Source organism: Tistlia sp., assembly GCF_040905785.1.
Lineage (GTDB): Bacteria > Pseudomonadota > Alphaproteobacteria > Kiloniellales > DSM-21159 > Tistlia.
The window spans coordinates 40187-65271 of the sequence record NZ_JBBDQW010000006.1 but is presented as its reverse complement, the minus strand read 5'-3'; the positions used below and the strand labels follow the sequence as shown (position 1 = coordinate 65271).

Annotated in this window: 22 protein-coding genes and 1 pseudogene; 14 read left to right on the top strand and 9 right to left on the bottom strand. The window is 70.9% G+C overall.

Going from position 1 to position 25085, the window contains the following annotated elements; translation table 11 throughout:
• Position 1 precedes the first annotated feature (1 nt).
• From WD341_RS01720 to WD341_RS01710, 3 genes are all read right to left on the bottom strand, one after another.
• Positions 2 to 1981 carry an ABC transporter substrate-binding protein gene (locus tag WD341_RS01720; RefSeq protein WP_368423681.1) on the bottom strand — a complete coding sequence of 660 codons (1980 nt, stop codon included), beginning with the start codon at positions 1979 to 1981 and terminating at the stop codon, positions 2 to 4.
• The gene (locus WD341_RS01715) at positions 1978 to 2901 is read right to left on the bottom strand and encodes a hypothetical protein (RefSeq protein ID WP_368423680.1); all 924 of its coding nucleotides are present in this window, start codon (positions 2899 to 2901) and stop codon (positions 1978 to 1980) included. Before WD341_RS01715 ends, WD341_RS01720 begins: the two co-directional genes overlap by 4 nt.
• 70 nt (positions 2902 to 2971) lie before the next feature.
• Positions 2972 to 3700: a GntR family transcriptional regulator gene (locus WD341_RS01710; protein WP_368423679.1), complete on the bottom strand. Its 729-nt coding sequence runs from the start codon at positions 3698 to 3700 to the stop codon at positions 2972 to 2974.
• A gap of 132 nt (positions 3701 to 3832) precedes the next feature.
• Between WD341_RS01710 and WD341_RS01705 the strand changes: the two genes are divergently transcribed.
• The 6 genes from WD341_RS01705 to WD341_RS01680 all read left to right on the top strand — a co-directional run bounded on the left by WD341_RS01705 (position 3833) and on the right by WD341_RS01680 (position 9915).
• Positions 3833 to 5002: a hypothetical protein gene (locus WD341_RS01705; protein ID WP_368423678.1), complete on the top strand. Its 1170-nt coding sequence runs from the start codon at positions 3833 to 3835 to the stop codon at positions 5000 to 5002.
• Between the two features lie 153 nt (positions 5003 to 5155).
• Positions 5156 to 6220 (top strand): C4-dicarboxylate TRAP transporter substrate-binding protein, encoded by a 1065-nt coding sequence (locus WD341_RS01700; RefSeq protein ID WP_368423677.1) that lies wholly within the window; start codon positions 5156 to 5158, stop codon positions 6218 to 6220.
• Positions 6208 to 6717 (top strand): TRAP transporter small permease, encoded by a 510-nt coding sequence (locus WD341_RS01695; protein WP_368423676.1) that lies wholly within the window; start codon positions 6208 to 6210, stop codon positions 6715 to 6717. The genes WD341_RS01700 and WD341_RS01695 overlap by 13 nt, the downstream gene beginning before the upstream one ends.
• The gene (locus WD341_RS01690) at positions 6717 to 8093 is read left to right on the top strand and encodes a TRAP transporter large permease (RefSeq protein ID WP_368423675.1); all 1377 of its coding nucleotides are present in this window, start codon (positions 6717 to 6719) and stop codon (positions 8091 to 8093) included. The genes WD341_RS01695 and WD341_RS01690 overlap by 1 nt, the downstream gene beginning before the upstream one ends.
• Before the next feature lie 152 nt (positions 8094 to 8245).
• Entirely contained in the window at positions 8246 to 9145 is a 900-nt protein-coding gene (gene mazG, locus WD341_RS01685) for a nucleoside triphosphate pyrophosphohydrolase (RefSeq protein ID WP_368423674.1), read from the top strand.
• Positions 9145 to 9915 carry an SDR family oxidoreductase gene (locus WD341_RS01680; RefSeq protein ID WP_368423673.1) on the top strand — a complete coding sequence of 257 codons (771 nt, stop codon included), beginning with the start codon at positions 9145 to 9147 and terminating at the stop codon, positions 9913 to 9915. The genes mazG and WD341_RS01680 overlap by 1 nt, the downstream gene beginning before the upstream one ends.
• 136 nt (positions 9916 to 10051) lie before the next feature.
• On the opposite strand, the gene WD341_RS01675 is transcribed toward WD341_RS01680, so the two are convergent.
• Positions 10052 to 11440, bottom strand: coding sequence for a PLP-dependent aminotransferase family protein (locus WD341_RS01675; RefSeq protein WP_368423672.1), 1389 nt, complete (start codon positions 11438 to 11440; stop codon positions 10052 to 10054).
• A 201-nt stretch (positions 11441 to 11641) separates the two neighbouring features.
• Between WD341_RS01675 and WD341_RS01670 the strand changes: the two genes are divergently transcribed.
• From WD341_RS01670 to WD341_RS01645, 6 genes are all read left to right on the top strand, one after another.
• The gene (locus WD341_RS01670; protein WP_368423671.1) at positions 11642 to 12940 is read left to right on the top strand and encodes a hydroxymethylglutaryl-CoA reductase, degradative; all 1299 of its coding nucleotides are present in this window, start codon (positions 11642 to 11644) and stop codon (positions 12938 to 12940) included.
• 56 nt (positions 12941 to 12996) lie between these two features.
• Positions 12997 to 14049 carry a TRAP transporter substrate-binding protein DctP gene (gene dctP / locus WD341_RS01665; protein WP_368423670.1) on the top strand — a complete coding sequence of 351 codons (1053 nt, stop codon included), beginning with the start codon at positions 12997 to 12999 and terminating at the stop codon, positions 14047 to 14049.
• A 91-nt stretch (positions 14050 to 14140) separates the two neighbouring features.
• Complete coding sequence (locus tag WD341_RS01660) at positions 14141 to 14668, top strand: TRAP transporter small permease subunit (protein WP_368423669.1); 528 nt, start codon at positions 14141 to 14143, stop codon at positions 14666 to 14668.
• 30 nt (positions 14669 to 14698) lie between these two features.
• Positions 14699 to 16024, top strand: a complete 1326-nt coding sequence (locus WD341_RS01655) for a TRAP transporter large permease subunit (protein WP_368423668.1) — start codon at positions 14699 to 14701, stop codon at positions 16022 to 16024.
• A gap of 112 nt (positions 16025 to 16136) precedes the next feature.
• Complete coding sequence (locus WD341_RS01650; protein WP_368423667.1) at positions 16137 to 17540, top strand: hypothetical protein; 1404 nt, start codon at positions 16137 to 16139, stop codon at positions 17538 to 17540.
• A gap of 32 nt (positions 17541 to 17572) precedes the next feature.
• On the top strand, positions 17573 to 18163 hold the full coding sequence (locus WD341_RS01645) for a DUF4142 domain-containing protein (protein ID WP_368423666.1): 591 nt from the start codon (positions 17573 to 17575) through the stop codon (positions 18161 to 18163).
• A 9-nt stretch (positions 18164 to 18172) separates the two neighbouring features.
• Here WD341_RS01645 and WD341_RS01640 read toward each other — a convergent pair whose 3' ends face one another.
• From WD341_RS01640 to hfq, 5 genes and pseudogenes are all read right to left on the bottom strand, one after another.
• The gene (locus tag WD341_RS01640) at positions 18173 to 18994 is read right to left on the bottom strand and encodes an inositol monophosphatase (protein ID WP_368423665.1); all 822 of its coding nucleotides are present in this window, start codon (positions 18992 to 18994) and stop codon (positions 18173 to 18175) included.
• A gap of 105 nt (positions 18995 to 19099) precedes the next feature.
• A complete protein-coding gene (gene groL, locus WD341_RS01635; protein WP_368423664.1) occupies positions 19100 to 20764 on the bottom strand; it encodes a chaperonin GroEL in 1665 nt (554 codons plus the stop codon).
• Between the two features lie 486 nt (positions 20765 to 21250).
• A pseudogene (locus WD341_RS01630) lies at positions 21251 to 21532 on the bottom strand (co-chaperone GroES); the annotation flags it as partial.
• Positions 21533 to 21692: 160 nt separating this feature from the next.
• Positions 21693 to 22973 carry a GTPase HflX gene (hflX, locus tag WD341_RS01625; protein WP_368423663.1) on the bottom strand — a complete coding sequence of 427 codons (1281 nt, stop codon included), beginning with the start codon at positions 22971 to 22973 and terminating at the stop codon, positions 21693 to 21695.
• Between the two features lie 103 nt (positions 22974 to 23076).
• Complete coding sequence (hfq, locus tag WD341_RS01620) at positions 23077 to 23337, bottom strand: RNA chaperone Hfq (RefSeq protein ID WP_368423662.1); 261 nt, start codon at positions 23335 to 23337, stop codon at positions 23077 to 23079.
• A 447-nt stretch (positions 23338 to 23784) separates the two neighbouring features.
• Between hfq and WD341_RS01615 the strand changes: the two genes are divergently transcribed.
• Entirely contained in the window at positions 23785 to 24471 is a 687-nt protein-coding gene (locus tag WD341_RS01615; RefSeq protein ID WP_368423661.1) for a hypothetical protein, read from the top strand.
• A 14-nt stretch (positions 24472 to 24485) separates the two neighbouring features.
• Positions 24486 to 25085 (top strand): autotransporter outer membrane beta-barrel domain-containing protein, encoded by a 600-nt coding sequence (locus WD341_RS01610; RefSeq protein ID WP_368423660.1) that lies wholly within the window; start codon positions 24486 to 24488, stop codon positions 25083 to 25085.

The window sequence follows — 25085 nt, the reverse complement described above, 5'->3', positions numbered from 1 at the left end:
CCTATTTCTCGAAGTAGAAGCTGTCGGGGCGGTAGACGCCGAACTGCGCGCCGGGATCCCAGTTGTAGATCGCCTTCTCCGGCACGTTCTTCAGGCGGTTGGAGACGACGATGGGCTGCGGCACCTTGGCGACCAGGCCGAGGGTGAAGACCTGCTCGGCGTTGATCTCCAGAATCTCCTGCCAGGCGGCGCGGCGCTCCTCGCGCGTCTCGGCGCGCAGCCAGTCGTCGTAGAGCGCCATCAGGCGCTCGGCGGCCTCGACGTCGACGGCCGCGCCGGAGCGGCCCTTGGTCTCGTAGTGCTGGCCCCACTTCGGCCACTGGAAGGAATGCTGCTGGATCGGCACGAACTCGCTCGGCGGCAAGTCCGAGGAGGGGATGCCGTTCTCCAGGCCGTACCAGAGCGCCATCACGGTATCGCCGGCGAAGATGCGATTGCGCAGCACCTCGCGCGAGGTCGGCTTGATGAACAGCTTGACGCCGACGTCCCGCCACCCGTCGGCGACGAGCTGCAGCACGTCCGACTCCTGCGGGTTCTCGCCCGCCGTCTCGACCACGATCTCGAGCGGCCGGCCGTCGGGCAGCCGGCGGATGCCCTGGCTGCCGCGCTCGCTCAGGCCGATCTCGTCGAGCAGGGCCTTGGCCTGCTCCGGATCGTAGTGCGCCCAGGCCTGGCGGTACTCCTCCTTGTAGAGCCGCGAGCCCGGCAGGACCGACTGGTTGCCGGGAGAGCCGAGCCCGAAGTAGACGACCTGGTTGAGCTCCTCGCGCGGCGTCGCCAGCGACAGCGCCCGGCGGAAGCGGACGTCGCGGTTGAGCTCCCGCCAGACCGGGTCGTTGGCGTTGAGGTTCGGGTAGATCGCCATCTCCGAGGCGCGCACCGTATCCCACAGCCGCAGGCTGTAGCCGGCCTTCTGCTCGTTGCCCTTGATGAAGGTGTAATCGCTGAAGTTGACGCCGCGCGACTGCAGGTCGGTCTCGCCGGAGGCGGTCTTGGCCGGGATCAGCGAGGCCGAGGTCACCACCAGGGTGAAGCTGTCGATGTAGGGCAGCTGGCGCCCCTCGGCGTCGACCCGGTGGAAATAGGGGTTGCGCACGGCGACGATGCGCTCCTGGCCCATGTCCTCCTGGGTCAGGTGCCAAGGCTGGAGCACCGGCAGGTCGGGATTGTTGAAGCGGTAGAGGTCGTCGAGCCGGTTGTGCAGCGGTGCCCAGCCGCGCACCGCGTACTTGTCGGCCTGGTGGGCGATGAAGTCGGCCTCGCCGTAGCGCTCGTGGAACTGCTTCAGGTAGTGGGCCGGGCGGAAGATGAAGAGCGGCGCCGCCTGGGCCAGGGCCGGCAGGAAGAAGGGATTGGGCGCTTCCCAGCTGTAGCGCAGGGTGTGCTCGTCGATGACCTCGAAGGTCGCCGGCTTCTCGTCGACCATCATGGCGCGCGGCACGCCGGTGGGCGACAGCGACTCGTTGTTGGCGACGTCCTCCCACCAGTAGCGGAAGTCCTCGGCGGTGAAGGGCTCGCCGTCCGACCAGCGCATGCCCGGACGCAGGTGCAGGGTGAAGATCCGGCCGTCCTCGACCTCGACCTGGCGCAGGATGTCGGGCTTCAGCTCGAAGTCCTGGTCGAAGCCGACCAGCCGGGCGTAGCCGTAGACCGAGAGCAGGCGGCTGTCCTTGGGCCGGCCGACGAGCATGCGCAGGTCGCCGCCGTAGCGCCCGTAGCTGCGCCCCTCCGTCGCCTCGACGACCAGCGGCGTCTCCGGCAGCCGCTCCGCGACCGGCGGCAGCTCGCCGGCCTCGACCTTGGCCTTGAGGCTGTCGGGCTCGACCAGGCTTCCCGGCAGCGCGACCTCCGGCAGCTCGTAGACCTCCGTCTCGGCCCGCGCCTGCGGCGCGGTGACCAGAAGAAGGGCCAGGGCGCCGGCGGCCAGAAGGCCGGGGGCCTGCCAGGTCCCGTTCGAAGGCGTCAGGCGCGAAGGCGTCATGGCGCGATCCTCACGTAGGTCATTCCGGAAGAGGGCGAGTAGCGGGTGATCGGCGAGAGGTCGGGCAGGGGACGGTAGTCGGCCATGGCCGCGCGGGCGGCCCGGCAGGCAGCGCCGTCGAGGCGGTAGCGATAGGTCTTCCCGTGCCGCATCCAGACGATTTCCTCGCCGTCCGCGAGGCCCCGATCGATCGTCATGGCCAGGGTCGGCACCGGCGCGCCGCCCGTCGCATAAAGACTATAGGCATCGAAGTTATCGTCGAACAACGCGTGGCGGAAGCCCGCGTTCCGGGCCTCGACCAGCCGCCGGGCGTGGCTGACGTGGTCGTCGAACCAGACCAGCGTGCGCGCCGGATCGAAGTCGGGCAGCGGGGCCGCGCTCCAGTCGCCGGCGCGGTAGTCGACGTCGGGCTCGCGGTGCCGCAGCTGCTCGGGGCGGACGTCGAAGGTGACGATCGCCGCCGCCGGGCAGGCGCGGCGCAGCAGCCAGGCCGAGTGGCCTTGGTAGGTGCCGCTCTCGACGATCGTCTCGGGCTGCAACAGGCGCGCGACCAGGTAGAGGCTGAGGCTGTCGTTGATCAGGCCGCCGCCCTTGTTGCTGCGGATCGGCCGCTCGCGATAGAGCGGAAAGAACTCGGCGATCGCCTCGGCGGCGCGCCCCGCGGTTTCGGCCTCCGGCCGGCCCAGGATGGCGGCCAGGGTCGGGGCCAGGCGGGCGACGACGGCGGCTTCGAGGTCCGCCTGCCGGCCCGGCGAGAGCATCCAGTTGCGGTCGTCGCGCGCCGGCACCGCCTTGTCGCCGGGAGGCGGCGTTTCAGCCCCCTCGGCGGCCGGCTCGACGCTGACGCCGTTGACGTCGACGTAGGCGCCCTCGGCAGGGCCGGGGCGGGCGGGCGGGTCGAGGCGAGCGCTTCCGGTCATGATTGCGGCACGATAGGGGCGCCCGGCGGCGAGCGCCAGGGCTCCCGTCCGCGCTCCGAGCCCGCGGCGATCAGCCGTCGGCGGGCTCGGCGATCAGGGCGATGCCCGGCGTCAGCGTGACCAGGCGCCGGGCCTGGAGGTCGTCGAAGTAGCGCCGCTTGTGGTCCGCCGAGGACAGGATGTGCTCCGTCATCATCGCCTCGGCGCGGCGCCCTGCGCCGGCGGCGATCAGCTCTGCGATCCGGCGGTGGTCGTCCTGGGCGCGGCGCAGGCGCACCAGGTCGCGCTCGGGATCCGCAGGATCGAAGACGATGGCGCTCGGCCCGGACAGCGGCGTCGCGCGCAGCGCCGCCAGGGCGCGGCTGACCGCGCGGCTGCCGGCCAGGGCCTCGATCGCGCGGTGGAAGCGGCCGTTGATCTCCACCAGGCGGCCGCGCAGAGCCTCGTCGAGCCGCGCCGGCACGGCGATCTCGCCGTCCGCGACGATCTGAGCGAGCTCGCCGCCGCCGCGGCCGCGCTCGGCCGCGAGGCGGGCGGCGCGGCCCTCGATCTGGGCGCGCAGGGTGATCGCGTCGAGGACCTCCTCGGGGCTGAAGCTGGCGACCCGGTAGCCGCGCGTCTCGAGCGGAATCAGCAGGCCCTCGCTCTCGAGGGCGGTGAAGGCCAGCTTGACCAGCGTGCGCGAGGTATCCAGGTGAGCGGCGACGTGCGCCTCCTTCAGCCAGGCTCCGGCGCCGTAGGCACCCGACAGAATCCGGGCGCGGATCTCGTCCTTCACCTCTGCGAGTTGCTTCGACACCCGGTCCTCCCGTCTTGCACGCAAAAAGCGCCGTCCTCGGCCCAGGGCGGCCGCCCGCGCTTGACAGCTTCCGAAGATTGCACGCATTTTCTGTTCTAAGATATCTAAGTTCAAGCACGGGGATGCGCCGGAATGTTCAATGCCGAGGGCGACTTCATCGGCCGGGGGCTGCCGACCCGCGAGGATCTGCCGACCACCAGGATCGAGAACGCCTTCGCGGCCTACGACGTCTTCTGCCGGGTTCTCGCGCTGCGCCCGGACGACAAGCTGCTGATCCTGGCGGACAAGAAGCTCGACCCGCGCGTCACGTCGGCGATCACCGGCCTGGCCAAGGCGCGCGGCGTCAAGGAGCCGCTGGTCCTGATGAGCCACACCACCCAGCACGAGACCATGCCGGAGTGGGCCAAGCCGCACCTCGAGGAGGCGACCTTCGTCGTCTCGACCTGGTTCTGCTCGGTGCTCGACCCCTTCGCCATCCGGATGCGCCGGGAGAAGGGCCAGCGCTGGATCAAGATCACCTACTTCCGCGACCTCGACCTGCTCGACACGCCCCAGGCGCGCTTCGCGCCGGAGCTGCTCGGCGAGATCATCCGCGCCACGGCGCGCCAGTACCCGCGCGGCCGCGACTTCTCGCTGCAGTTCGCCGACGCGCGCGGCACCGAGCTCGGCATCGCGGTCGACGGCGGCATGGTCGACAACCTGCTGGGCACGACGCGCTGGAAGGGCGAGATGATCGCCGACCAGCCCGGCTGCTACGTCCACTACCTGCCGTGCCACGGACCAAACCTCTACGACCGCACCATGGTCAGCAACGACGACAGCGTCGTCGTGCCGATCAACGGCGTGCTCTATCCGCAATGGGCGGTCGGCTTCGAGCGGCCCTTCGAGGAGCGCATCCCGGTGGTCTTCGCCGACGATCGCATCGTCGAGGTCGGCGGCGCGAGCAGGGACGCCGAGATCCTGCGCGACATGCTGGTTGGCGGCCAGCTGATCGAGCTCGGCTGCGGTTTCAACCCCAAGGCGCCGCGCTACGAGATCTATCCGGCCGGCTCCAACTCGCCGGGCGTGCTGCACTTCGGCATCGATCTCGCCAAGCCCTGCGACTACATCCGCCGGCAAATGCCGGACTGGGAGGAGCCGCCGATCCACATGGACCTCATCACTTTCGACAGCACCGTAACCGCGGACAATACGACACTGATCGACAAGGGTTATCTGACGGCGCTCGACGACCCGCAGGTGCGCGAGGCCGCGCGCCGCTACGGTGACGACGTCGACCTGCTGGAGAACTGGCCGAACTGATCCCGCCCGCCCTGCCCGGCGGACTTGCGGGGCAGGGGGCAGGGGGCGAGGGGCAGGGGGCGAGGCGCCGGGGCCGCGCGCCCCGAAGGACTAGCGGCGGGCCATCGCCCGCCGAAGAAAAGACCAACACGCTTGAACGGGAGGACCACCAGAATGCGCACGCGAAACCTGCTGCTGGCCGGAGCCGGCATGTTCCTGACCGCGGGCCTGGCCTGCACCGCCATGGCGGAGACGGTCCTCCGCTATTCCGACTACGGCCCCAACCGAGGCTCGCGCGCCGAGACGCTGCAGTGGTGGGCCGACCAGATCGAGGAGCGCTCGGGCGGCGACCTCAAGGTCGAGTTCCACTGGGGCGGCGCGCTGCTCGGCGGCAAGGCGACGCTGGGCGGCCTCTCGACCGGCGTCGCCGACGCCGGCACGGTGATCGGCTTCTTCACGCCGAGCGAACTGCGCGGCTACAACATCGGCGACCTGCCGGTCGAGAACTCCGACGAGTGGGTCGGCCTGCGCGCGCTCGACGCCCTGGCCAGCGAGAACGCGGCGCTGAAGGCCGAGTTCGACGCCGCCAACGTCGTCTACCTGACGAACTTCACGACCGGCCCGATTCAGCTGATCTGCACCCGGCCGGTCGCCGGCGCCGAGGATCTGGCGGGCCTCAAGATCCGGGCCTCGGGTCCTTACGGCAAGGCGCTCGCCGACCTCGGCGCCGACGTCCAGGGCATGAGCCAGGCCGACGTCTACCCGGCGCTCGACAGCGGCCTGATCGACTGCAACCAGAACTACTACTACTCGATGCGCGCCTATAAGCAGTACGAGGTCGCCGGCCACGTCGCCGAGCTCGACTGGGGCCAGAACATGTCCTTCGGCGTCTTCATGAACAAGGACAGCTACCAGGCGCTGAGCGACGAGCAGCGCGCGGTCGTCGAGGCGGTCAGCGACGACTTCATCGACCGCATGGCCCAGGTCATGATCGAGGAGCTGGAGGCCGACCGCTCCGCCATGGTCGAGGGCATCGACGGCAAGGCGATCGAGGTCGTCCGCTTCTCCGAGGCCGACCGCGAGAAGGTGCTCGAGGCCGGCAGCCGCCAGGTCGAGGCCTGGGCCGAGGAGGCCGCCGGCAGCGGCCTCGACGGCGCCGCCCTGCTGGCCGACTACGAGGCGCGGATCGAGGGCTACGCCGCGGAGCTGGCCGACAAGGGATATCCGTGGACCCGATAAGGGCCGCCGGTTCACCGGGTCTCGACGAGCCCGGCCGCCACACGCTGCTCGAACGGGCCGGCGTGCGCGTGGCCGGGCTCGCCCTGGTCCTGCTCTGCCTGATCGTCACCCTGAACGTCGTCACCCGCGCGCTCTGGCACGCCGTCATCCCCGACGACATCCTGCTGGTGTCGGAGCTCATGCTGCTGGTCATCCTGGGGCCGCTCGCCCTGGTCACGGCCGAGCGCGAGCACATCGCGGTGACCGTCTTCACGGCGCGCGCGGGAGCGGGCGCGCGGCGCCTCATGGCCTGCCTCGCGCACCTCGCGGGAATCGCCTTCTTCGGCTTCCTGCTGGTCGCCTTCTGGACCCTCCTGGCCAAGTCCTGGCGCACCGGCGAGTACTACGACGGGCTGCTCGGCCTGCCGCAATGGCCGGGGCTGGCCCTGGCGACGGCGGCGCTCGCCGGCGTCATCCTGCGTCTCGTCTTCCTGCTGGTCCGCGACGCGAGGGCCTGATGGATCCGCAACTGCTGGCGCTCTGCGTGCTCGGCGGCGCCCTGCTGCTGCTCGTGCTGCGCGTGCCGATCGCCTATTGCCTGGGCCTGGCGGCCTGCGTCGGGCTGCTGCTGTTCTTCTCCTGGCGGCCCGGCGCGGAGGCGGACCTGGCGCGCGGCCTGGCGCCGACGCTCTCGATCGTCGGCTCGACCGCCTTCGGCTTCGTGCACAACTATCCGCTCTCGATGATCCCGCTGTTCGTCGGGCTCGGCCACGTCGCCTACCAGGCGCGCATCACCACCGACCTGTTCGACGCGCTGCAGGTCTGGACCGCCAGGCTGCCGGGCGGCCTGGCCATCGCCTCGGTGCTCGGCTGCGGCGGCTTCTCGGCGATCACCGGCTCCTCGGTCGCCTGCGCCTCGGCGATGGGCCGCATCGCCGTGCCGGAGATGCTGCGCCACGGCTACCGGCCGACCCTGGCGACCGGCTCGGTCGCCGCCGGCGGCACCCTCGGCTCGCTGATCCCGCCGAGCCTGCTGTTCGTGATCTACGCGATCTTCACCGACCAGTCGGTCAAGAACCTCTTCCTGGCCGGCATCCTGCCGGGCCTGCTGTCGCTCGCCGGCTTCGTCGCGACGATCCTGATCTGGGTCCGCCTGCAGCCGGCCGCGGCGCCGCGCGCCGGGCAGGGGGGGTCGGGAGAGGCATGGGCCGAGGCGCCGCACTTCACCGCCGAGCAGCGCCTGGCCGCACTCGGCAAGCTCTGGCCGGTCGTGGCGCTGCTGCTGGTCATCGTCGGCGGCATCTATCTCGGCATCTTCACGCCGACCGAGGCGGCGGCGGTCAGCCTGGCTATGGCGATCGCCATCGGCGTGCTGCGCGGCAACCTGACCCGGGCCGGCATGAAGGAGGCGCTGAGCGTCACCGCGCGCCAGACCGCGATGATCTTCGTCATCGCCATGGGCGCCAAGCTGTTCGTCTCCTTCATCTCCCTGACCCGGGTGACGCCGGCGGCGCTGGAGTGGCTGCAGGGCACCGGCGCCGATCCGGCCCTGGTCATCCTCGGCGTCGTCGTCTTCTACCTGCTGATCGGCATGGTCCTGGATTCGATCGGCATCCTGGTGCTGACGCTGCCCTTCATGGTGCCGCTGGTCGAGGGCTACGGCTTCGACCTGGTCTGGTTCGGCGTCGTCGTCATCAAGCTGCTCGAGGTCGGGCTGATCACGCCGCCGATCGGCCTCAACGTCTTCGTCATCAAGGCCTGCTCGCCGAGCGGCATTCCGCTCGAGCAGATCTTCCGCGGCGTCGCGGCCTTCCTGGTGCTCGACCTGCTGGTGCTGGCCGCCATCCTGCTGGTCCCGGAGATCTCCCTCTGGCTGCCGTCGCTGGCGCGCTAAGGCAGCCTGCACAAGGGCTTGTCGGCGACAGCTAACCCAAGAGATCGTTCTAATATTTTCCATAATATACATTATACGCATTCCGGAATGCTCTCTGCAGCGCGCCGCGTGCCGCCGTTGACCGTCGCCGCTCCGCCTCTATGCTGCGCGCCATGGACGATCGACCGCCCGCTTCCGACGGCACGCGCAACATCGACCGCCTGCTGGCGGTGATGGCGCGGCTGCGCGATCCCGAGGGCGGCTGCCCCTGGGATCTGGCCCAGGACTTCTCGACCATCGCGCCCTACACCATCGAGGAGGCCTACGAGGTCGCCGACGCGATCGAGCGCGGCGACCTGCCCGGCCTGCAGGACGAGCTCGGCGACCTGCTGCTGCAGGTCGTCTTCCACGCCCGCATGGCCGAGGAAGCCCGGCAGTTCGACTTCGAGGCGGTCGCCGGCGCCGTCGCCGACAAGATGGTGCGCCGCCACCCGCACGTCTTCGGCGCTGCCGACCTCGCGGACGCGGCCGCCCAGACGCGGGACTGGGAGGCGCGCAAGGCCGCCGAGCGCGTGGCGCGCGGCGAGACCGGCGCGCTCGCCGGCGTCGCGCGCGGCCTGCCGGCCCTGCTGCGCGCGGTCAAGCTGCAGAAGCGTGCCGCGCGGGTCGGCTTCGACTGGCCCGAGACCGCGCCGGTGCTGGCCAAGGTCGAGGAGGAGCTCGAGGAGCTGCGCCACGAGATCGCCGTCGGCGCCGATCGCGCGCGGCTCAACCCCGCACGCCTCAAAGACGAGCTCGGCGACCTGCTGTTCGCCGTGGTCAACCTCGCGCGCCATCTGAAGATCGACCCCGAAGCGGCCCTGCGCCACACCAACGCCAAGTTCGAGCGCCGCTTCGGCCTGGTCGAGCAGGCCCTTGAACAAGAAGGAAAATCTCCGGGCGACGCCAGCCTGGAGGAGATGGAGACCGCCTGGCAGCGGGCGAAGCGCGGCGAGCGCCCCCCTCCCGAAGAACCCGCGCCCCCAGAACCAGCGCCCGACCCGGTGCGCAGCGAACAGAAGGAGCCGACCTGATGTACAAGACCCTCGACCCCGCAGAGCTCACCGCCTTCGTCACCGGCGTCACCTCCGGCTTCGGCCAGGCGCTGGCGCGCCGCTACGTCGGCGCCGGCGCCAAGGTCGTCGGCACCGGCCGGCGCAGCGAGCGGCTGGAGGAGCTGAAGCAGGAACTGGGCGAGAATTTCCATCCCGTGACCCTGGACGTGCGCGACCGCCCGGCGGTGCTGAAGGCGATCGAGGGCCTGCCGGCCGGCTTCGCCGAGATCAACGTGCTGGTCAACAACGCCGGCCTGGCGCTCGGCCTGGAGCCGGCCCACGAGATCGACTTCGACGACTGGGACACCATGGTCGACACCAACATCAAGGGTCTGCTGCACTGCACGCACGCGCTGCTGCCCGGCCTGGTCGCCCGCAATCGCGGCCACGTCGTCAACCTGAGCTCGATCGCCGGCAGCTACCCCTACCCCGGCGGCAACGTCTACGGCGCGACCAAGGCCTTCGTGACGCAGTTCTCGCTCAACCTGCGCGCCGACCTGCTCGGCAAGCAGGTGCGCGTGACCTCGGTCGAGCCGGGCCTGGCCGAGACCGAGTTCTCCGAAGTGCGCTTCAAGGGCGCCTCGGACAAGGCGGCCAAGGTCTACGAAAAGGTCGAGCCGATGGTCCCGGAGGACATCGCCGAGGCGATCTTCTGGGTCACCACCCTGCCCCGCCACCTCAACATCAACCGCATCGAGATGATGCCGGTGATCCAGGCCTTCAGCCCCCTGGCGATCCACCGCGGCTGACGGCCCGGCCGGGCACGGCCGGGCGCACCCACGCCCCTCGACACGCTCGGAACGAAGCGAAAGCAGGAGCCATCTCTAAAGGTCGCTTCGTCCCCAGCCTGTCGAGGGGCGTGGGTGCCCAGGGCCGCCCGCGCCCTCAGGCGAACTCCCCCGCCCGCACCTCGGCCATGAAGGCCAGGAAGGCCGGGTCGTCGGCGTAGGCGACGTTGATCCGGATCGCCGGCGCGGTGCGGTAGTCGCCGGGTACGGCGAAGATCGAGCTGGGCGCCAGGAAGATGCCCTGCCGGGCTGCCAGCCGGGCCAGGGCGATGTCGTCGAGGCCCTCGGGCAGCGGGCACCAGAGGTAGAAGCCGCCGGCCGGCTCGCCCAGGCCCTCGAAGCCGAGGCCGCGCAGCCGCTCCAGCGCCGTCGCGCTGGCCCGCTCGACCCGCTCGCGCAGGCGCTTCAGGTGGCGCCGGTAGTGGCCGCCGGCGATCAGCTCGAACAGCAGGCGCTCGACGTAGCCGGAGCTGTTGACCACGGTCAGCATCTTGACGTCGGTCAGCTGGCGGATCAGCTCGGCGCTGCCGGCGATGTAGCCCGAGCGCAGGCTGGCCGAGAGCGTCTTGGAGAAGGTCCCGACGTAGATCACCCGCTCGAGCTGGTCGAGCGCCGCCAGGCGCGGGCTGCCGAGCGGCAGGATGTCGGCGAAGGGGTCGTCCTCCACTAAAGTGACGCCGTGCTGCTCGGCGAGCTGCAGCAGGCGGTGTTGGGCGTCGAGCGGCACCGAGCCGCCGGTCGGGTTGTGGGCCAGGGTCTGGGTGAAGAAGAGCTTCGGCTGGACCGCCCGCGCCTTGGCCTCGAAGTCCTCGAGGTCCGGCCCCTCGGGCCCGCGCCGCACGCCGACGACGCCGGCGCGCGCCAGGCGCAGCTTGCCGAACAGCGGGTAGTAGCCGGGGCTGTCGACCAGAACGCTGTCGCCCGGCTCGACGTACTGACGCACGATCAGGTCGAGCCCGTGGTTGGCGCCGAAGGTCAGCAGGACCTGCTCGGCCGAGGCCCGGATCGAGCGCTCGATCAGGCTGTGGGCGATCTTGCCGCGCAGCGGCTCGTAGCCGGGCGGCGTGCCGTAGCCGTGCTCCATGCGGCCCTCGCCGAAGGCGCTGCGCGGCCGCAGATGCCGGCCGAGCTCCGACTCCTCCATCCAGCTCGCCGGCGGCCGGCCGTCGCCGACGCGCACGCTGTAGTGCCGGTCGAGCTGCTCGCGCAGCAGCGAGACCAGGTCGATCGCCTCGCTGACGTGGACCGGGCGCAGGTCGCCGCCGCGCCGCTTCGGCCGGCGCACGTAGAAGCCCGAGCCGCGCCGCGGCTCCAGGTGTCCGCTCGCGACCAGGCGGTCGTAGGCCTCGACCACGGTGTTCTTGGAGACGCCGTGCTGCTCGGCGGCGGCGCGCACCGAGGGCACCCGGCTACCGAGCGGCAGGTGCCCTTCCTCGATCAGGCGGGCGACGATGGCGGCGATCTCGGCGGCGCGGGAGGGTCGCACGGGCGGCCTCTAAGTGTGCCAGGTAATCGACTGGTACAGTAACTTGGACAAATCCACAAACTGTACCTTGTGCTGCCGCCCGCCTCTCCCGATGCTCGCGTACAAGGCCCGATAGAGGGCTCGCGACCCCGCCAGAGGGCCCGCGACAACGACCTTCGGGCCCAGGGCCAGCGAAGGCGGCCGAGAGGAGGCTCCCGTCACGTGACGATTCCCAACGCCCTCGATTCGCGGATCGAGAACTACCGCAACCTGACCCCGGCCGAGCGCCTCGAGCGGCTCGCCGAGCGGGTCGGGCTGAGCGAGGCGGAGCGCGCGCTGCTCGCCGATCCCGACGCGCTCGGCCTCGAGCGCGCCAACGGCATGATCGAGAACGTCGTCGCCGGCTTCGCGCTGCCGCTCGGCATCGCCACCAACTTCCGCATCAACGGCCGCGACTACCTGATCCCGATGGTCGTCGAGGAGCCCTCGGTGGTCGCCGCCGCCTCCTACATGGCGCGCATCGCACGCGGCTGCGGCGGCTTCCAGACCTCGAGCAGCCTGCCGATCATGCGCGCCCAGGTGCAGGTCGTCGGCCTCGGCGATCCGCAGGGCGCCCGGCTGACCCTGCTCGCCGCGCGCGAGGAGATCCTGGCGCTGGCCAATGCCCGCGACGCCGTGCTGATCGGCCTGGGCGGCGGCTGCAAGGACATCGAGGTCCAGGTCTTCCCGGACACGCCGCGCGGCCCGATGCTGGTGCTGCACCTGCTGGTCGACGTGCGCGACGCCATGGGCGCCAACACGGTCAACACCATGGCCGAGGCGGTGGCGCCGCTGGTCGAGCGCCTGACCGGCGGCAGCGTGCGCCTGCGCATCCTGTCGAACCTGGCCGACCGGCGCCTCGCCCGGGCCCGCGTTTCGGTCACCGCCGAGGCCCTGGAGACCAAGGCCTTCTCCGGCGAGCGCATGATCGAGGGCATCCTCGACGCCTACACCCTGGCCGCCATCGACCCCTACCGGGCGACGACCCACAACAAGGGCATCATGAACGGCATCGACCCCGTGGTCGTCGCCACCGGCAACGACTGGCGGGCGATCGAGGCCGGCGCCCACGCCTGGGCCGCGCGCGACGGCCGCTACGGCTCGCTGACGACCTGGGAGCGCGCCGCCGACGGCCGCCTGGTCGGCACCCTGGAGCTGCCGATGGCGCTCGGCCTGGTCGGCGGCGCGACGCGCACCCACCCCCTGGCCCAGGTCGCCCTCAAGATCCTCGGCGTCGCCAGCGCCCAGGAGCTCGCCGAGGTCGCGACCGCGGTCGGCCTGGCGCAGAACATGGCGGCGCTGAGAGCGCTGGCCACCGAGGGCATCCAGCGCGGCCACATGGCGCTGCACGCCCGCAACATCGCCATCGGCGCCGGCGCCGCCGGCCCCGAGATCGACGCCGTGGCGGCCGAGCTGGCCGAGGCCCACGACGTGCGCGCCGACCGCGCCAGGGAGATCCTGGCGCGCCTGCGCGGCACCTGAGCGGCGCTCCCGCGTCGGGGGCGACCGTCAAAAGAAGAACCGGGAGGAGTAGAGACATGAGCAACGATCGTCGCAGTTTCCTGAAGGCCGCCGGCACCGCGGCCCTCGCCGCCGGCAGCCTGGCCGGCACCGCCGCCCTCGCCCGCCCCGCCCGCGCCCAGGACACGGTGAGCTGGCGCATGCAGGCGCTCTGGGATCCGGGCACGACGCCGCAGAAGTTCGAGGAGCGCTTCGTCGCCCGGGTCGCCGAGCTGACCGACGGCGGCTTCCAGATCGAGCTCTTCGCCGCCGGCCAGATCGTGCCTGCGGCCCAGGCCTTCGACGCCGTGCGCGGCGGCGCCTTCCAGATGATGAAGACCTTCGACGGCTACGAGGCCGGCAAGATCCCCGCCTTCGCCTTCACCAGCACGATCCCCTTCGGCTTCCCGGAGTCCGACCAGTACGAGGCCTGGTTCTACGAGCGCGGCGGCCTGGAGCTGGCCCGCGAAGCCTACGGCGCCGCCGGCCTGCACTACATCGCCCCGAGCGTCTACGGCGAGGAGCCGATCCACTCCAAGGTGCCGATCGAATCGATCGCCGACTTCCAGGGCAAGAAGGGCCGCTTCGTCGGCCTCGCCTCCTCGGTCATGGCGAAGTTCGGCATCGCCGTCTCGCCGCTGCCGACCAGCGAGGTCTACAGCGCCCTCGACAAGGGGGTGATCGACCTCGCCGACCGCGGCGACCTGACCGCGAACTACGAGGCCGGCATCGGCGAGGTCGCCAAGTACATCGTGCTGCCGGGCGTCCACCAGCCGACCACGGCGACCAGCTACGTCGCCAACCAGCGCGCCTACGACGCCCTGCCCGAGGCCTACAAGGCGGCCCTGGCGGTCGCCGCGCGCGAGGTCTCGGGCGCCCTGCGCCAGCACATCCTGGTGCAGGACGTCGAGGTTCTGGAGAAGTACAAGGCCCAGGGCGTCACCGTCTCCATCCTGTCCGCCGAGGACATCCTGGCCAACCGCCCGAAGGCGGTCGAGGCCTGGCAGGCCGCGACCAAGGACGACGACCTGGCCAAGCGGATCCTCGACAGCCAGATGGCCTTCATGCGGCAGCTCGGCATCCTGGCCTAGCACCGCCGCGCCGGCCTATAGGGGTGGCCCGAGGCTTCGCCGACGGCCACCCCGGCCCGGCGCCCTTTCCCGTCGAGGCGCGTTCTTCGCCATGCCCTTCGTGCGCGCGATCACCGGCCTGAACCGGCTGGCCTTCCTGGCCAGCGCGGCGCTGCTCTATGCGATCGCGCCGGCCATGCTGATCGACGTCGTCTGCCGCTATCTCTTCGACAGCCCGACGGTCTGGGCCTCGGAGCTGGCGCTGCTGCTGTTCGGGCCGATGTTCCTGCTGTCGGGGCCCTACGTCCTGCATCTCAAGGGCCACGTCGCCATGGACGTCGTCCGCCGCGCCCTGCCGGCGCGCGTCGAGCGCCTCGTCGAGCTGCTCAACTTCCCGGTGATCGCCGCCTTCTGCGTGATCCTGCTGTGGTACGCGACGCCGCTCGCCTTCGAATCCTGGCAGTACCGCGAGACCTCCTTCTCGGCCTGGAACCCGCAGATCTGGTGGACCAAGGCGGCGGTGCCCCTGGCGCTCTTCCTGCTGCTGCTGCAGACCGTCGCCGAGTTCCTGCGCACCCTGATCGAGGGCCCCGCCCCCGCCGAGCGGGTCGTGACGCCCTCCGGCGAGGCCAGCCGATGACCGGCTCCTCGCTATGACCGGCCCCCTCCGATGACCGAGACCCTCGGCTCCGGCGCGATCCTGGCGATCATGTTCGGCGGGCTGGTGCTGTTCATGGCGACCGGCCTGCCGATCGCCTTCGTGCTCGGCGGCCTGTCGCTGCTGATCACCGTGACGCTGTGGAACGCCGACGCGGTCGTCGTCCTGGTGCTGCAGATCTTCGACACCATGCGCTCCGAGGCGCTGCTGGCGATCCCGCTCTACATCCTGATGGCCGGCCTGCTGTCGCGCTCGGGCATCATCAACAACCTCTACCGGGCGATGGAGCTGTGGTTCGGCCGCCTGCGCGGCGGCCTCGCCGTCGGCACGGTCGTGATCTGCGTGATCATGGCGGCCATGACCGGCGTGGTCGGCGCCGCGGTCACCGCCATGGGCCTGCTGGCCCTGCCCGAGATGCTGCGCCGCGGCTACCGCGCCGAGCTGGCGACCGGCACGATCTGCGCCGCCGGCACCCTCGGCATCCTGATCCCGCCCTCGGTGCTGACCATCGTCTACGCGGTCACCGCCCAGGTCTCGATCGGCCGCATGCTGATCGCCGGCATCGTGCCCGGCGTCATCCTGGCCGGCCTCTACATCCTCTACATCGTCGTGCTGTCGTGGCTGCGGCCCGAGGCGGCGCCGCTGGCCGAGGACCACCGCACGGCGAGCTGGCGCGAGCGCTTCGCCGCGCTCGGCTCCCTGGTCCTGCCGGCGCTGCTGATCGTCATGATCCTGGGCTCGATCTTCTTCGGGCTGGCGACCCCGACGGAGGCGGCGGCGGTCGGCGTGCTGGGCGCCGCCCTGGCCGCGGCGCTGGAGCGCCGCCTGACCTTCGAGGCCCTCAGCGCCTCGGCCATCGAGACCACCAAGGCCACCGCCATGATCCTCTGGATCACTTTGGGCGCAAAGGCTTACGTAGCGATCTTCACAGGCCTTGGCGGCGCCGACGCGCTGCTCGACTTCATCCGCACGCTCGACGCGGGGCCCTACCTGGTGCTCGGCGTCATGCTGGCCGTGCTGGTCTTCCTGGGCATGGTGCTCGACGAGATCGGCATCATCCTGCTGACCGTTCCGGTCTTCATACCGATCGTCCGGTTCCTCGGCTTCGACGAGCTGTGGTTCGGCGTGCTCTACGCCGTGACCATCCAGATGGGCTACATCTCGCCGCCCTTCGGCTACACGCTCTTCTACATGAAGGGCACCCTGCCGCCCGAGCTCGGCATGGGCGTCGTCTACCGCGGCATCCTGCCCTTCTTCCTGCTCCAGCTGCTCGGCCTGCTGCTGCTGCTGGCGGTACCCGGCCTGGCGACCTGGCTGCCGACCCTGATGCTGCGCTAGCGCCATCCATGCCCGCGCCATCGCCTGGCAAGGACGAGCGGGAACTTTCTCTCAAGAGGGGTGTTCATGGAATGGCTCTAATCTCGTCACGGTTCATCGAGGGGAGGCACCCATGGCTCGAATCCCGGGCTTCGTTGCCCTTGCCGTCGCCGGCGCGTTGCTCGGCTTCGCACCTCCGGCCGGATCCGCCGATCCCCTGCCGCCCTCGCTGACCTACCGGCCGTTGCCGACCCAGCCCTTCTCGGACGTCAAGGCGATGGACGAGGCGCAGAAGCCGCAGGTCATGCAGCGCCAGGCCGACCTGCTCGAGGAGCGCTACGACCTGTCCGACCGGCCGATCCCGGAGGTCTTCATGTCCGGCGGCATGAGGGCGGTGCAGGGCGGCGTGCGGGTGAAGCTGCCGGAAGGCGTGACCTGGGAGGAGCTCTCGTCCCTCAGCCCCTCGGAGATTCGCGAGCGTGGCCTGCTGCCCGGTGGCTTCCTGCCGCTGCCGCATGTCAAGCAGGCGACGGGCGGCCAGGTCTTCCCCGACGACCAGATCGAGGCGATCCTCGAGCAGGAGAGCCGCGACCTGCGCCGCTTCGACGTCGAGTTCGACCTGCCGAAGCACCTGACCCCCGAGTTCCCGCCGCCGATCTTCCTGACCACGCGGCCAGAGCTGGGCGACGTCTCCCAGGGGCAGCTGCTGACCATCAAGAACCACTACGAGCTGCTGAACGGCATCCTCACGCCGGTCCAGATGGAAGGCCTGCGCCTGCTGCTGACGCCCTTCCCGCAGGAAGAGTTCAACATGACCGAGGACCGGAAGGTCGAGGAGCAGAGCCTCGGCGTCACCTGCCTCGACTGCCACGCCAACTTCAACACCAACGCGGCCTTCCACCTGACGCCGGACGTGCGGCCGCAGGCCCACCGCTTCCGGCTCGACTCGACCAGCCTGCGCGGCCTGTTCAACCAGCAGATCCACGGCTCGAAGCGTTCGCTGCGCTCGGTCGAGGACTTCACCGAGTTCGAGCAGCGCACCGCCTACTTCAACGGCGACCACGTCAGCGCGACGCGCAAGGGCGTCCACCTGCCCGACCGCCCGAACCAGGTCGCGATGATGGCGCAGATGCAGAACATCATCGACTTCCCGCCGGCGCCGAAGCTCGACCCCTTCGGCCGGCTCGACCCGGAGCTGGCGAGCGAGCAGGAGCTGGAGGGCGAGCGCATCTTCCTGGGCAAGGGCCGCTGCGCCGTCTGCCACGTGCCCGAGACGGCCTTCATGAACAACAACATGCACGACCTGAAGCTCGAGCGCTTCTACCAGGTCGGCACCACCGTGAACGACCTGGTGACCCAGCCGGACGGCGCGATCAAGACCTTCACGCTGCGCGGGATCAAGGACACCCCGCCCTACCTGCACGACGGACGCCTGCTGACGCTCGCCGACACGGTCGAGTTCTTCAATCTGGTGCTCGGGCTCGATCTCGAGCAGTCCGAGAAGGAGGCGCTGGTCGCCTACATGCTGGCCCTGTGACCCGGGCCGGCGCTTTGAGACGGGAGCAAGGGATGCGCGGCTTCGCGACGGCAGCGACGATCGGCCTGCTCGGCGCTCTGTTGGCTGCGCCGGCAGCCGCCCAGTACGGCAATCCTGCCGGCATGACGCCGGGCGCTCCCCAGGAGAAGCCGGGCGTGCCGGCGCCGGATCATCCGAACGCCACCGCCCGGCTGTTCGCGCGCCTCGCCGTGGCGGGCGGCCTGGCCGAGGTCGAACTCGGGGAGCTGGCGACGCGCCAGGGCGGCGGCGAAGCGGTGCAGGGCTTCGCCCAGCGCATGGTCGAGGAGCATTCGAAGGCGAACGAGCGCCTCGTCGGCGTCGCCGGAGAGGCCGGCATCCCGCTGCCGGACGCCCCGGACGCCGAGCACCAGGCCCAGCGCGATCGCCTTGAGCCGCTCTCGGGCCGCGACTTCGACCTCGCCTACATGAGCGGGCAGGTCCGCGACCACATCCGCACCGCGCAGCTGCTTGCCTGGGAGATCGGCTCGGGCCAGGACGCCGACATGCAGCGCTTCGCCGCAGACACCCTGCCGGCGGTGCTCGACCACCTGCGGCAGGCCCAGGAGCTGCTGGTCCGGCTGCGGACCGAGGCCGGGAGCTGATCCGCCCCGTCAGTCCTGGAGCAGGGTCTGGCGGAGCGTCCGCCAGCTCGCCTCGTCGGGCGCCGAGAGCAGGCCGTAGCTGGCGATGTCGGTCGGCCGGTAGGCGCGGCCCTCGAGCAACTGCCCGAAGCCGCCGGCCTCGCGGTGGATGACCAGCCCGGGCACGTGGTCCCAGGGCTTGGTCTTGCTGAACAGCAGGAAGTGCATCTCGCCGCGCACCAGGCGCAGGTAGTCTTGGCCGGCGCAGTGTAGTCCGTCGAGCGCCGCCAGCCGGCGCCGGTTGCGCGCCAGGGTCGCGGCCAGCTCCTTCGAGCCGAAGGTGCCGGCGTTCAGCGCGCCGGTCATCTCGGCCAGCGGCGGCGCCGGCGTCAGGCGCAGACGGCGCTCGCCCTCCGGACCGGCCAGCAGGGCGCCCTGCCCGGCCTCGGCCATGGCCGTCACCCCCTCGATGGGGTCGTGGATCCAGCCGGCGAGCAGCTCGCGCCCGCGCACCAGCCCGACCATCACGGCGAAGACCGGCCGGCCCTTGGCGAAATTGCCGGTGCCGTCGATCGGATCGATGATCCAGACGTACTCGTCGCGCTCGAAGCGCGCCAGGACCGCGGGGTCGGCCTCGACCGCCTCCTCGCCGACGACCAGGGAGCCGGGCAGCAGCTCGGCGAGGCGGCGGGTCAACACCGCCTCGACGGCGTGGTCGGCGACCGTAACCAGCTCGCCCGAGGCCTTCTGCGTGACCTCGTGCGCGGCGAGCTGGCGGAAGCGCGGCAGGGCTTCCTCGGCGCCGGCTTCGGCGATCAGGCGGGCGACGGCGGCGATGTCGACGAGAGGCACGGGGCAAGGGTCTCCGGCAGGTTGGGACGAGGCGCGGACGCAGAAAGGGCCGCGGGGGAACGGCGGCCCCCCGCGGCCCTTTTGCGTCAGATGGAGAGCGGCGGGCTAGAAGTCCATGCCGCCCATGCCGCCCATGCCACCCATGCCGCCGCCGGGCATGCCGCCGCCCATGCCGCCGCCGTCCTTCTTCTCCGGCTTCTCGCCGACCATCGCCTCGGTCGTGATAAGCAGGCCGGCGATCGAGGCCGCGTCCTGCAGGGCATGGCGCACGACCTTGGTCGGGTCGATGATGCCGGCCTTGACCATGTCGCCGTAGACGCCCTTCTGGGCGTCGTAGCCGAAGTTGCGGTCCTTCGACTCCATGACCTTGCCGACGACGATCGAGCCGTCGACGCCGGCGTTCGCCGCGATCTGGCGGATCGGCGCCTGCAGCGCCTTGCGGACGATGTCGATGCCGACGCGCTGGTCGTCGTTGTCGTAGGCGACCTTGGTCAGGACCTTGGAGGCGTTGAGCAGGGCGACGCCGCCGCCGGCGACCACACCCTCCTCGACCGCGGCGCGGGTCGCGTGCATCGCGTCGTCGACGCGGTCCTTGCGCTCCTTGACCTCGGTCTCGGTGGCGCCGCCGACGCGGATCACCGCGACGCCGCCGGCCAGCTTGGCCAGCCGCTCCTGCAGCTTCTCGCGGTCGTAGTCCGAGGTCGTCTCCTCGACCTGGGCGCGGATCTGGTTGCAGCGCGCCTCGATGTCCTTCTTCTTGCCGGCACCCTCGATGACCGTGGTCTCGTCCTTGGTCAGAGTCACGCGCTTGGCGGTGCCGAGCATCTGGACGGTCACGTTCTCCAGCTTGATGCCGAGGTCCTCGGAGACGACCTGGCCCTTGGTCAAGACCGCGATGTCCTCGAGCATGGCCTTGCGCCGGTCGCCGAAGCCCGGGGCCTTGACCGCCGCGACCTTGAGGCCGCCGCGCAGCTTGTTGACCACCAGGGTCGCCAGGGCCTCGCCCTCGACGTCCTCGGCGATGATCAGCAGCGGACGGCCCGACTGCACGACCGCCTCGAGCACCGGCAGCATGGCCTGCAGGCCGGACAGCTTGCTCTCGTGGATCAGGATGTAGGGATCCTCGAGCTCGACGCGCATCTTGTCGGCGTCGGTCACGAAGTAGGGCGAGAGGTAGCCGCGGTCGAACTGCATGCCCTCGACGACGTCCAGCTCGGTCTCCAGGCTCTTCGCCTCCTCGACCGTGATCACGCCCTCGTTGCCGACCTTCTGCATGGCCCGCGCCAGCATGGCCCCGACCTCGGCGTCGCCGTTGGCCGAGATCGTGCCGACCTGGGCGACCTGCTCGGCGGTCGAGATCTTCTTGGAGGCCTTGCGCAGGTCCTCGACGACCAGAGCGACGGCCCGGTCGATGCCGCGCTTGAGGTCCATCGGGCTCATGCCCGCAGCCACCGACTTGGCGCCCTCGCGCACGATCGCCTGGGCCAGCACGGTCGCGGTGGTCGTGCCGTCGCCGGCGATGTCGCTGGTCTTGGTCGCGACCTCCTTGACCATCTGCGCGCCCATGTTCTCGAACCTGTCGGAAAGCTCGATCTCCTTGGCGACGGAGACGCCGTCCTTCGAGACGCGCGGGGCGCCGAACGACCGTTCCAGGACGACGTTGCGACCCTTCGGGCCGAGCGTCACCTTGACGGCATCGGCGAGGATGTCGACGCCGCGCAGCATGCGATCGCGGGCGTCGCCACCGAACTTAACGTCCTTGGCTGCCATGGTTAACCTCCAATGGCTGAATAGTGAGGGGGGCTATTTCTTCCGGCCGGCCCCTTTGGCGGCGGCCTTTCCGGCGGTCGCCTTCCTCGGCGCAGCCTTCTTCGCGACGCTCTTCGCCGCGGATCCGGCGGTCGCCGCCTTCTTGGCGACGGCGCGGGTCGCCTTGCCGACCGCCGCGGCGGTCTGCTTGGTCGAGGACCTGGCGGCGCTCGCCCGGGCGGCAGACTTGGCGGTCTTCGTGGCCGGCGACTTGGCCTTGGCCGGCGCCTTGGTCTTGGCGGCCTTGGCAGGCTTCGCGGCCTTGGCAGGCTTGGCGGCCTTGGCAGGCTTGGCGGGCTTCGCAGCCTTGGCGGGCTTCGCCGCGACCTTGGCCGTCTTCGGCTTGGCTGCCTTCGCCTTGGCCGACTTGGCTGCAGCCGGCTTGGCCGCCGACCGGCTCGCGGCGGCCTTGGCGGCGGGCTTGGCCGCGCCCTTGGCCGGCTGCTGGACGATCCCCATGACGTCGGATTCGCGCATGACCAACAGGTCGGTGCCGTCGATCTTGACCTCGGTCCCGGACCACTTGCCGTAGAGCACGGTGTCGCCGACCTTGACGTCGAGCGGCGTCAGGCGGCCGTCCTCGCCGCGCGCGCCGGGGCCGGCCGCGACGACCTTGCCGTGCTGCGGCTTCTCCTTGGCGGTATCGGGAATGATGATGCCGCCGACCGTGCGCTCTTCGGCGGCGATCGGCTCGATGACGATGCGGTCGTGCAACGGACGGAACTTCATGGCGGATCTCCCCTGGCCCTGTCCGATCATGGACGGCCCGTTTGCGGGTGGCGTGCCCCACCCCGAGGCCGCCGTTGGCACTTGGCACGCGAGAGTGCCAAGCGGTCAATAAGCACGCGCCGCGGGACTGTCAACCGGGGCGCCGCCTAAACGACGGACGTCAGGGCGATTTTCCGGCCTCCGGGGCCTCGTCCAGGCGCCGCTGGTAGCGTGCGAGATTGCGGCTGTCGAAGGAGACGCGCAGGCGGGCGCGCTGGCCCTCGTCGCTCCGCTCGACAACCCGGCCGTGGCGATAGAGCCAGGCCAGCTCGGCGCCGTCGGCGAGATCGACCTCCAGATCGACGACGCGCTCGTTGCGCGCCAGCCGCTGCTCGACGGTCTCGAGCAGCCGGTCGATGCCGGCGCCGGTGGCCGCCGAGACGGCGACGCTGTTCGGCTGGCGGGCGGTCTGGGCCAGCAGGACCTCGCGCGCCTCGGGCTCGAGCAGGTCGATCTTGTTGAGCACCTGCAGCGGCGTCGCCTCGTCGTCCGGCTCGACGGCGAGGCCGAGGTCGGCGAGCACCGTCTCGACGTCGGCCTTCTGCGCCTCGGTGTCGGCGTGGGCGACGTCGCGCACATGCAGCACCAGGTCGGCCTCCAGGACCTCCTCGAGGGTGGCGCGGAAGGCCGCGACCAGCTGCGTCGGCAGGTCGCTGACGAAGCCCACGGTGTCGGACAGGATGACCTGCTGGCCGGACGGCAGGACGAGCCGGCGCATGGTCGGGTCGAGCGTCGCGAACAGGAGGTCCTCGGCGCGGACCTCGGCGTTGGTCAGGCGGTTGAAGAGCGTCGACTTGCCGGCGTTGGTGTAGCCGACCAGCGCGACCACCGGATAGGGCACGCGCTGCCGGGCGCCGCGGTGCAGGCCGCGGGTGCGGCTGACCTGCTCCAGGTCCTTCTTGAGCCGGACGATGCGCTCGTCGATCTGGCGCCGGTCGAGCTCGATCTGCCGCTCGCCCGGGCCGCCCATGAAGCCGGCGCCGCCGCGCTGCCGCTCCAGGTGGGTCCAGGAGCGCACCAGGCGCGAGCGCTGATAGCTGAGCGCCGCCAGCTCGACCTGGAGCTGGCCTTCCCGGGTGCGGGCCCGCTCGCCGAAGATCTCCAGGATCAGGCCGGTGCGGTCGATGACCTTGCAGTCCAGCTTTTTCTCGAGGTTGCGCTGCTGGACCGGCGTCAGCTGGGCGTCGACGATGACGATCTCGACCTCCTGCTCCTCGACCAGCTCGTGGAGCCGCTCGACCTGGCCGCTGCCGAACAGGGTCGCCGGGCGCGGCTGGCCGACCGAGAGGATCTCGGCGGCGACGATGTCGAGGGCGATCGCGTGGGCGAGGCCGACGGCCTCTTCCAGGCGCGCCGCCGCATCGCGCAGCGGCACGCCGCGCTCGTGGCGGTCGGGATGCACGACGAAGGCGCGCTCCGCCGGACGCCGCGTCTCGCCGCCGCCGCCGCGGCGCGCCGACTGCTTGGCGCCGGCCGGCCCCTCGGGGCCGCCGGGCGCGTTGGGATCAGGCTTCGGCAGGCTGTTCCTCCTTGTCGTTGCCCTCGAACAGCTGGATCGGGGCTGCCGGCATCACGGTCGAGATCGCGTGCTTGTAGACCAGCTGCGAGTGGGCGTCCCGGCGCAGCAGGACGCAGAAATTGTCGAACCAGGTGACGATTCCCTGCAGCTTTACGCCGTTGACCAGGAACACGGTGACCGGGATCTTGTGCTTGCGGATGTGATTGAGAAAGACATCCTGGACGTTCTGGGACTTGTCGGCAGCCATTGGAGTGAACCCCCTTTTTTCTTCGTCGTTGATCGTTGTTTTTCGACTTCTTACGGGGCGCGCGCACCCGTCCCGCCTTTGCCGACCTCATGTGGGCGTTCGGGCGCGGCCCGGCAAGCAGGGTACAGTATGCAGGCTGGCGGCGCCCAGGCAAAGGCGCGGACCGGACGTGCGCCTGGTGCGGGGAGCCCTCGCTGACCGGCTCGTCGAGGAGACGGGCCTCGTCCCAAGAACGGCAGCCTTGGCGCGTGGCGCGCTCTCGGCGTCCGGCGAATCGCGAATCCTGATCTACTGCAACCGGAAATGGATCAGGGAGATCGCGGAATGGGGCATGAGAATTTGGGCCGCCGGTCGAGGCGTGCCGCCGCGCAACGGCTGTTGAACCTTCGGGACATCACAGCCACGCCGCGACGCCGTCGCACCCTCCCCGACGTCACCGGATCCTGCATGCCCGGCCTCGCGGCTTTCCTGGCCGTGCTGGCGGCCCAGCCGGCACCGGCGGCCGATTTCACGGGCACGGCGGGGGCCGGCGGCGTCGGCGGCAGCGCCCTCGAGGTCACGGCGGGCACCGCCTTCACCAACGCCCTGGGCTCCGTCGTCGGCGGCGGCGCCGGCGGCGACGGCGGCAGCGGCGGCAGCGGGGGCAACGACGGCACGGTCGGCCAGGGCGGCGCCGGCGTCGTGATGGCGGGCAACGGTCAGACCCTGGTCAACGGCGGCCTGATCGCCGGCGGCCTCGACGGCAACGGCTCGGTCGGCGCCAGGGCCGTGACGATCACTGGCAACGACAACCGCCTGGAGCTGCAGCCCGGCGGCAGCTTCGAGGGCGAGATCGTCGCGACCGGCACCGACAACGCCTTCCTGCTCGGCGGCAGCAGCACCGGCGAATTCGACAACGACGCGCTCCGCTCCTCGCTGCAGGGCTTCGCGAGCTTCCAGAAGACCGACACGGGGACCTGGAGCCTGACCGGCAGCGACTCCCAGGCCTGGACCGTCGCCCAGGGCACGCTCAAGGTCGCCGGCAGCGTCGGGTCCGCGACGGTGACGGGGGGCCGGATCGGCGGCACCGGCAGGCTCGGCAGCCTGACCATGGGCAGCGGCCGCTCGCGCCTGGCAATTCGGTCGGGACGCTGAACGTCACCGGCGACGTGACCTTCGGTCCCGGCTCCGTCTACGAGGTCGAGGTCGACGCGAGCGGGGCGGACCGCCTGGAGGTCGGCGGCACCGCCGCCCTCGACGGCAGCCGCAGCGTCACGGGCTTCGGCACGCAGAGCGCCGGCTACGAGGCCGCCGTCTGGGCGCTGGAGACGGAGGCGGCCTACGATCTCGCGCTGTCCGACACCGCGACGCTGACGCCCCTGGCGGGACTGCGCTATACGCACAGCAGCCGCGACGCCTACAGCGAGACGGGGCTCGCCGGCCTCTCGGTCGGCAGCAACAGCGAGGACTCGCTGCGCGGCCGGCTCGGCGCGGAACTGGCCTTCGAGCTGGAGCGCGCCACCTTCTACACCCGCGCCGCCTGGAGCCACGAGCTGGCGGACCCCGACGGGACGACCGAGGCCACGCTGCTCGGCGGCCCGTCCTATACCCTCGAGGGCCAGCGCCTGCCCGCCGACCTCGCCGAGATCGGCCTCGGCCTCGCCTGGGCGCCCTGGGACAACGTCGACGTCTTCGCCGCCTACGAGGGCGTCTTTTCCACCGGCTACGCCAGCCATGCCGGCCAGCTCGGGGTCCGCTACAGCTGGTGA

Bases quoted from the DNA above. Each gene is read 5' to 3' on its own strand.
- WD341_RS01720 (WP_368423681.1), bottom strand. From the start codon at position 1,981: ATGACGCCTTCGCGCCTGACGCCTTCGAACGGGACCTGGCAGGCCCCC.
- WD341_RS01715 (WP_368423680.1), bottom strand. From the start codon at position 2,901: ATGACCGGAAGCGCTCGCCTCGACCCGCCCGCCCGCCCCGGCCCTGCC.
- WD341_RS01705 (WP_368423678.1), top strand. From the start codon at position 3,833: ATGTTCAATGCCGAGGGCGACTTCATCGGCCGGGGGCTGCCGACCCGC.
- WD341_RS01700 (WP_368423677.1), top strand. From the start codon at position 5,156: ATGCGCACGCGAAACCTGCTGCTGGCCGGAGCCGGCATGTTCCTGACC.
- WD341_RS01690 (WP_368423675.1), top strand. From the start codon at position 6,717: ATGGATCCGCAACTGCTGGCGCTCTGCGTGCTCGGCGGCGCCCTGCTG.
- mazG (WP_368423674.1), top strand. From the start codon at position 8,246: ATGGACGATCGACCGCCCGCTTCCGACGGCACGCGCAACATCGACCGC.
- WD341_RS01680 (WP_368423673.1), top strand. From the start codon at position 9,145: ATGTACAAGACCCTCGACCCCGCAGAGCTCACCGCCTTCGTCACCGGC.
- dctP (WP_368423670.1), top strand. From the start codon at position 12,997: ATGAGCAACGATCGTCGCAGTTTCCTGAAGGCCGCCGGCACCGCGGCC.
- WD341_RS01660 (WP_368423669.1), top strand. From the start codon at position 14,141: ATGCCCTTCGTGCGCGCGATCACCGGCCTGAACCGGCTGGCCTTCCTG.
- WD341_RS01655 (WP_368423668.1), top strand. From the start codon at position 14,699: ATGACCGAGACCCTCGGCTCCGGCGCGATCCTGGCGATCATGTTCGGC.
- WD341_RS01650 (WP_368423667.1), top strand. From the start codon at position 16,137: ATGGCTCGAATCCCGGGCTTCGTTGCCCTTGCCGTCGCCGGCGCGTTG.
- WD341_RS01645 (WP_368423666.1), top strand. From the start codon at position 17,573: ATGCGCGGCTTCGCGACGGCAGCGACGATCGGCCTGCTCGGCGCTCTG.
- groL (WP_368423664.1), bottom strand. From the start codon at position 20,764: ATGGCAGCCAAGGACGTTAAGTTCGGTGGCGACGCCCGCGATCGCATG.
- hfq (WP_368423662.1), bottom strand. From the start codon at position 23,337: ATGGCTGCCGACAAGTCCCAGAACGTCCAGGATGTCTTTCTCAATCAC.
- WD341_RS01615 (WP_368423661.1), top strand. From the start codon at position 23,785: ATGCCCGGCCTCGCGGCTTTCCTGGCCGTGCTGGCGGCCCAGCCGGCA.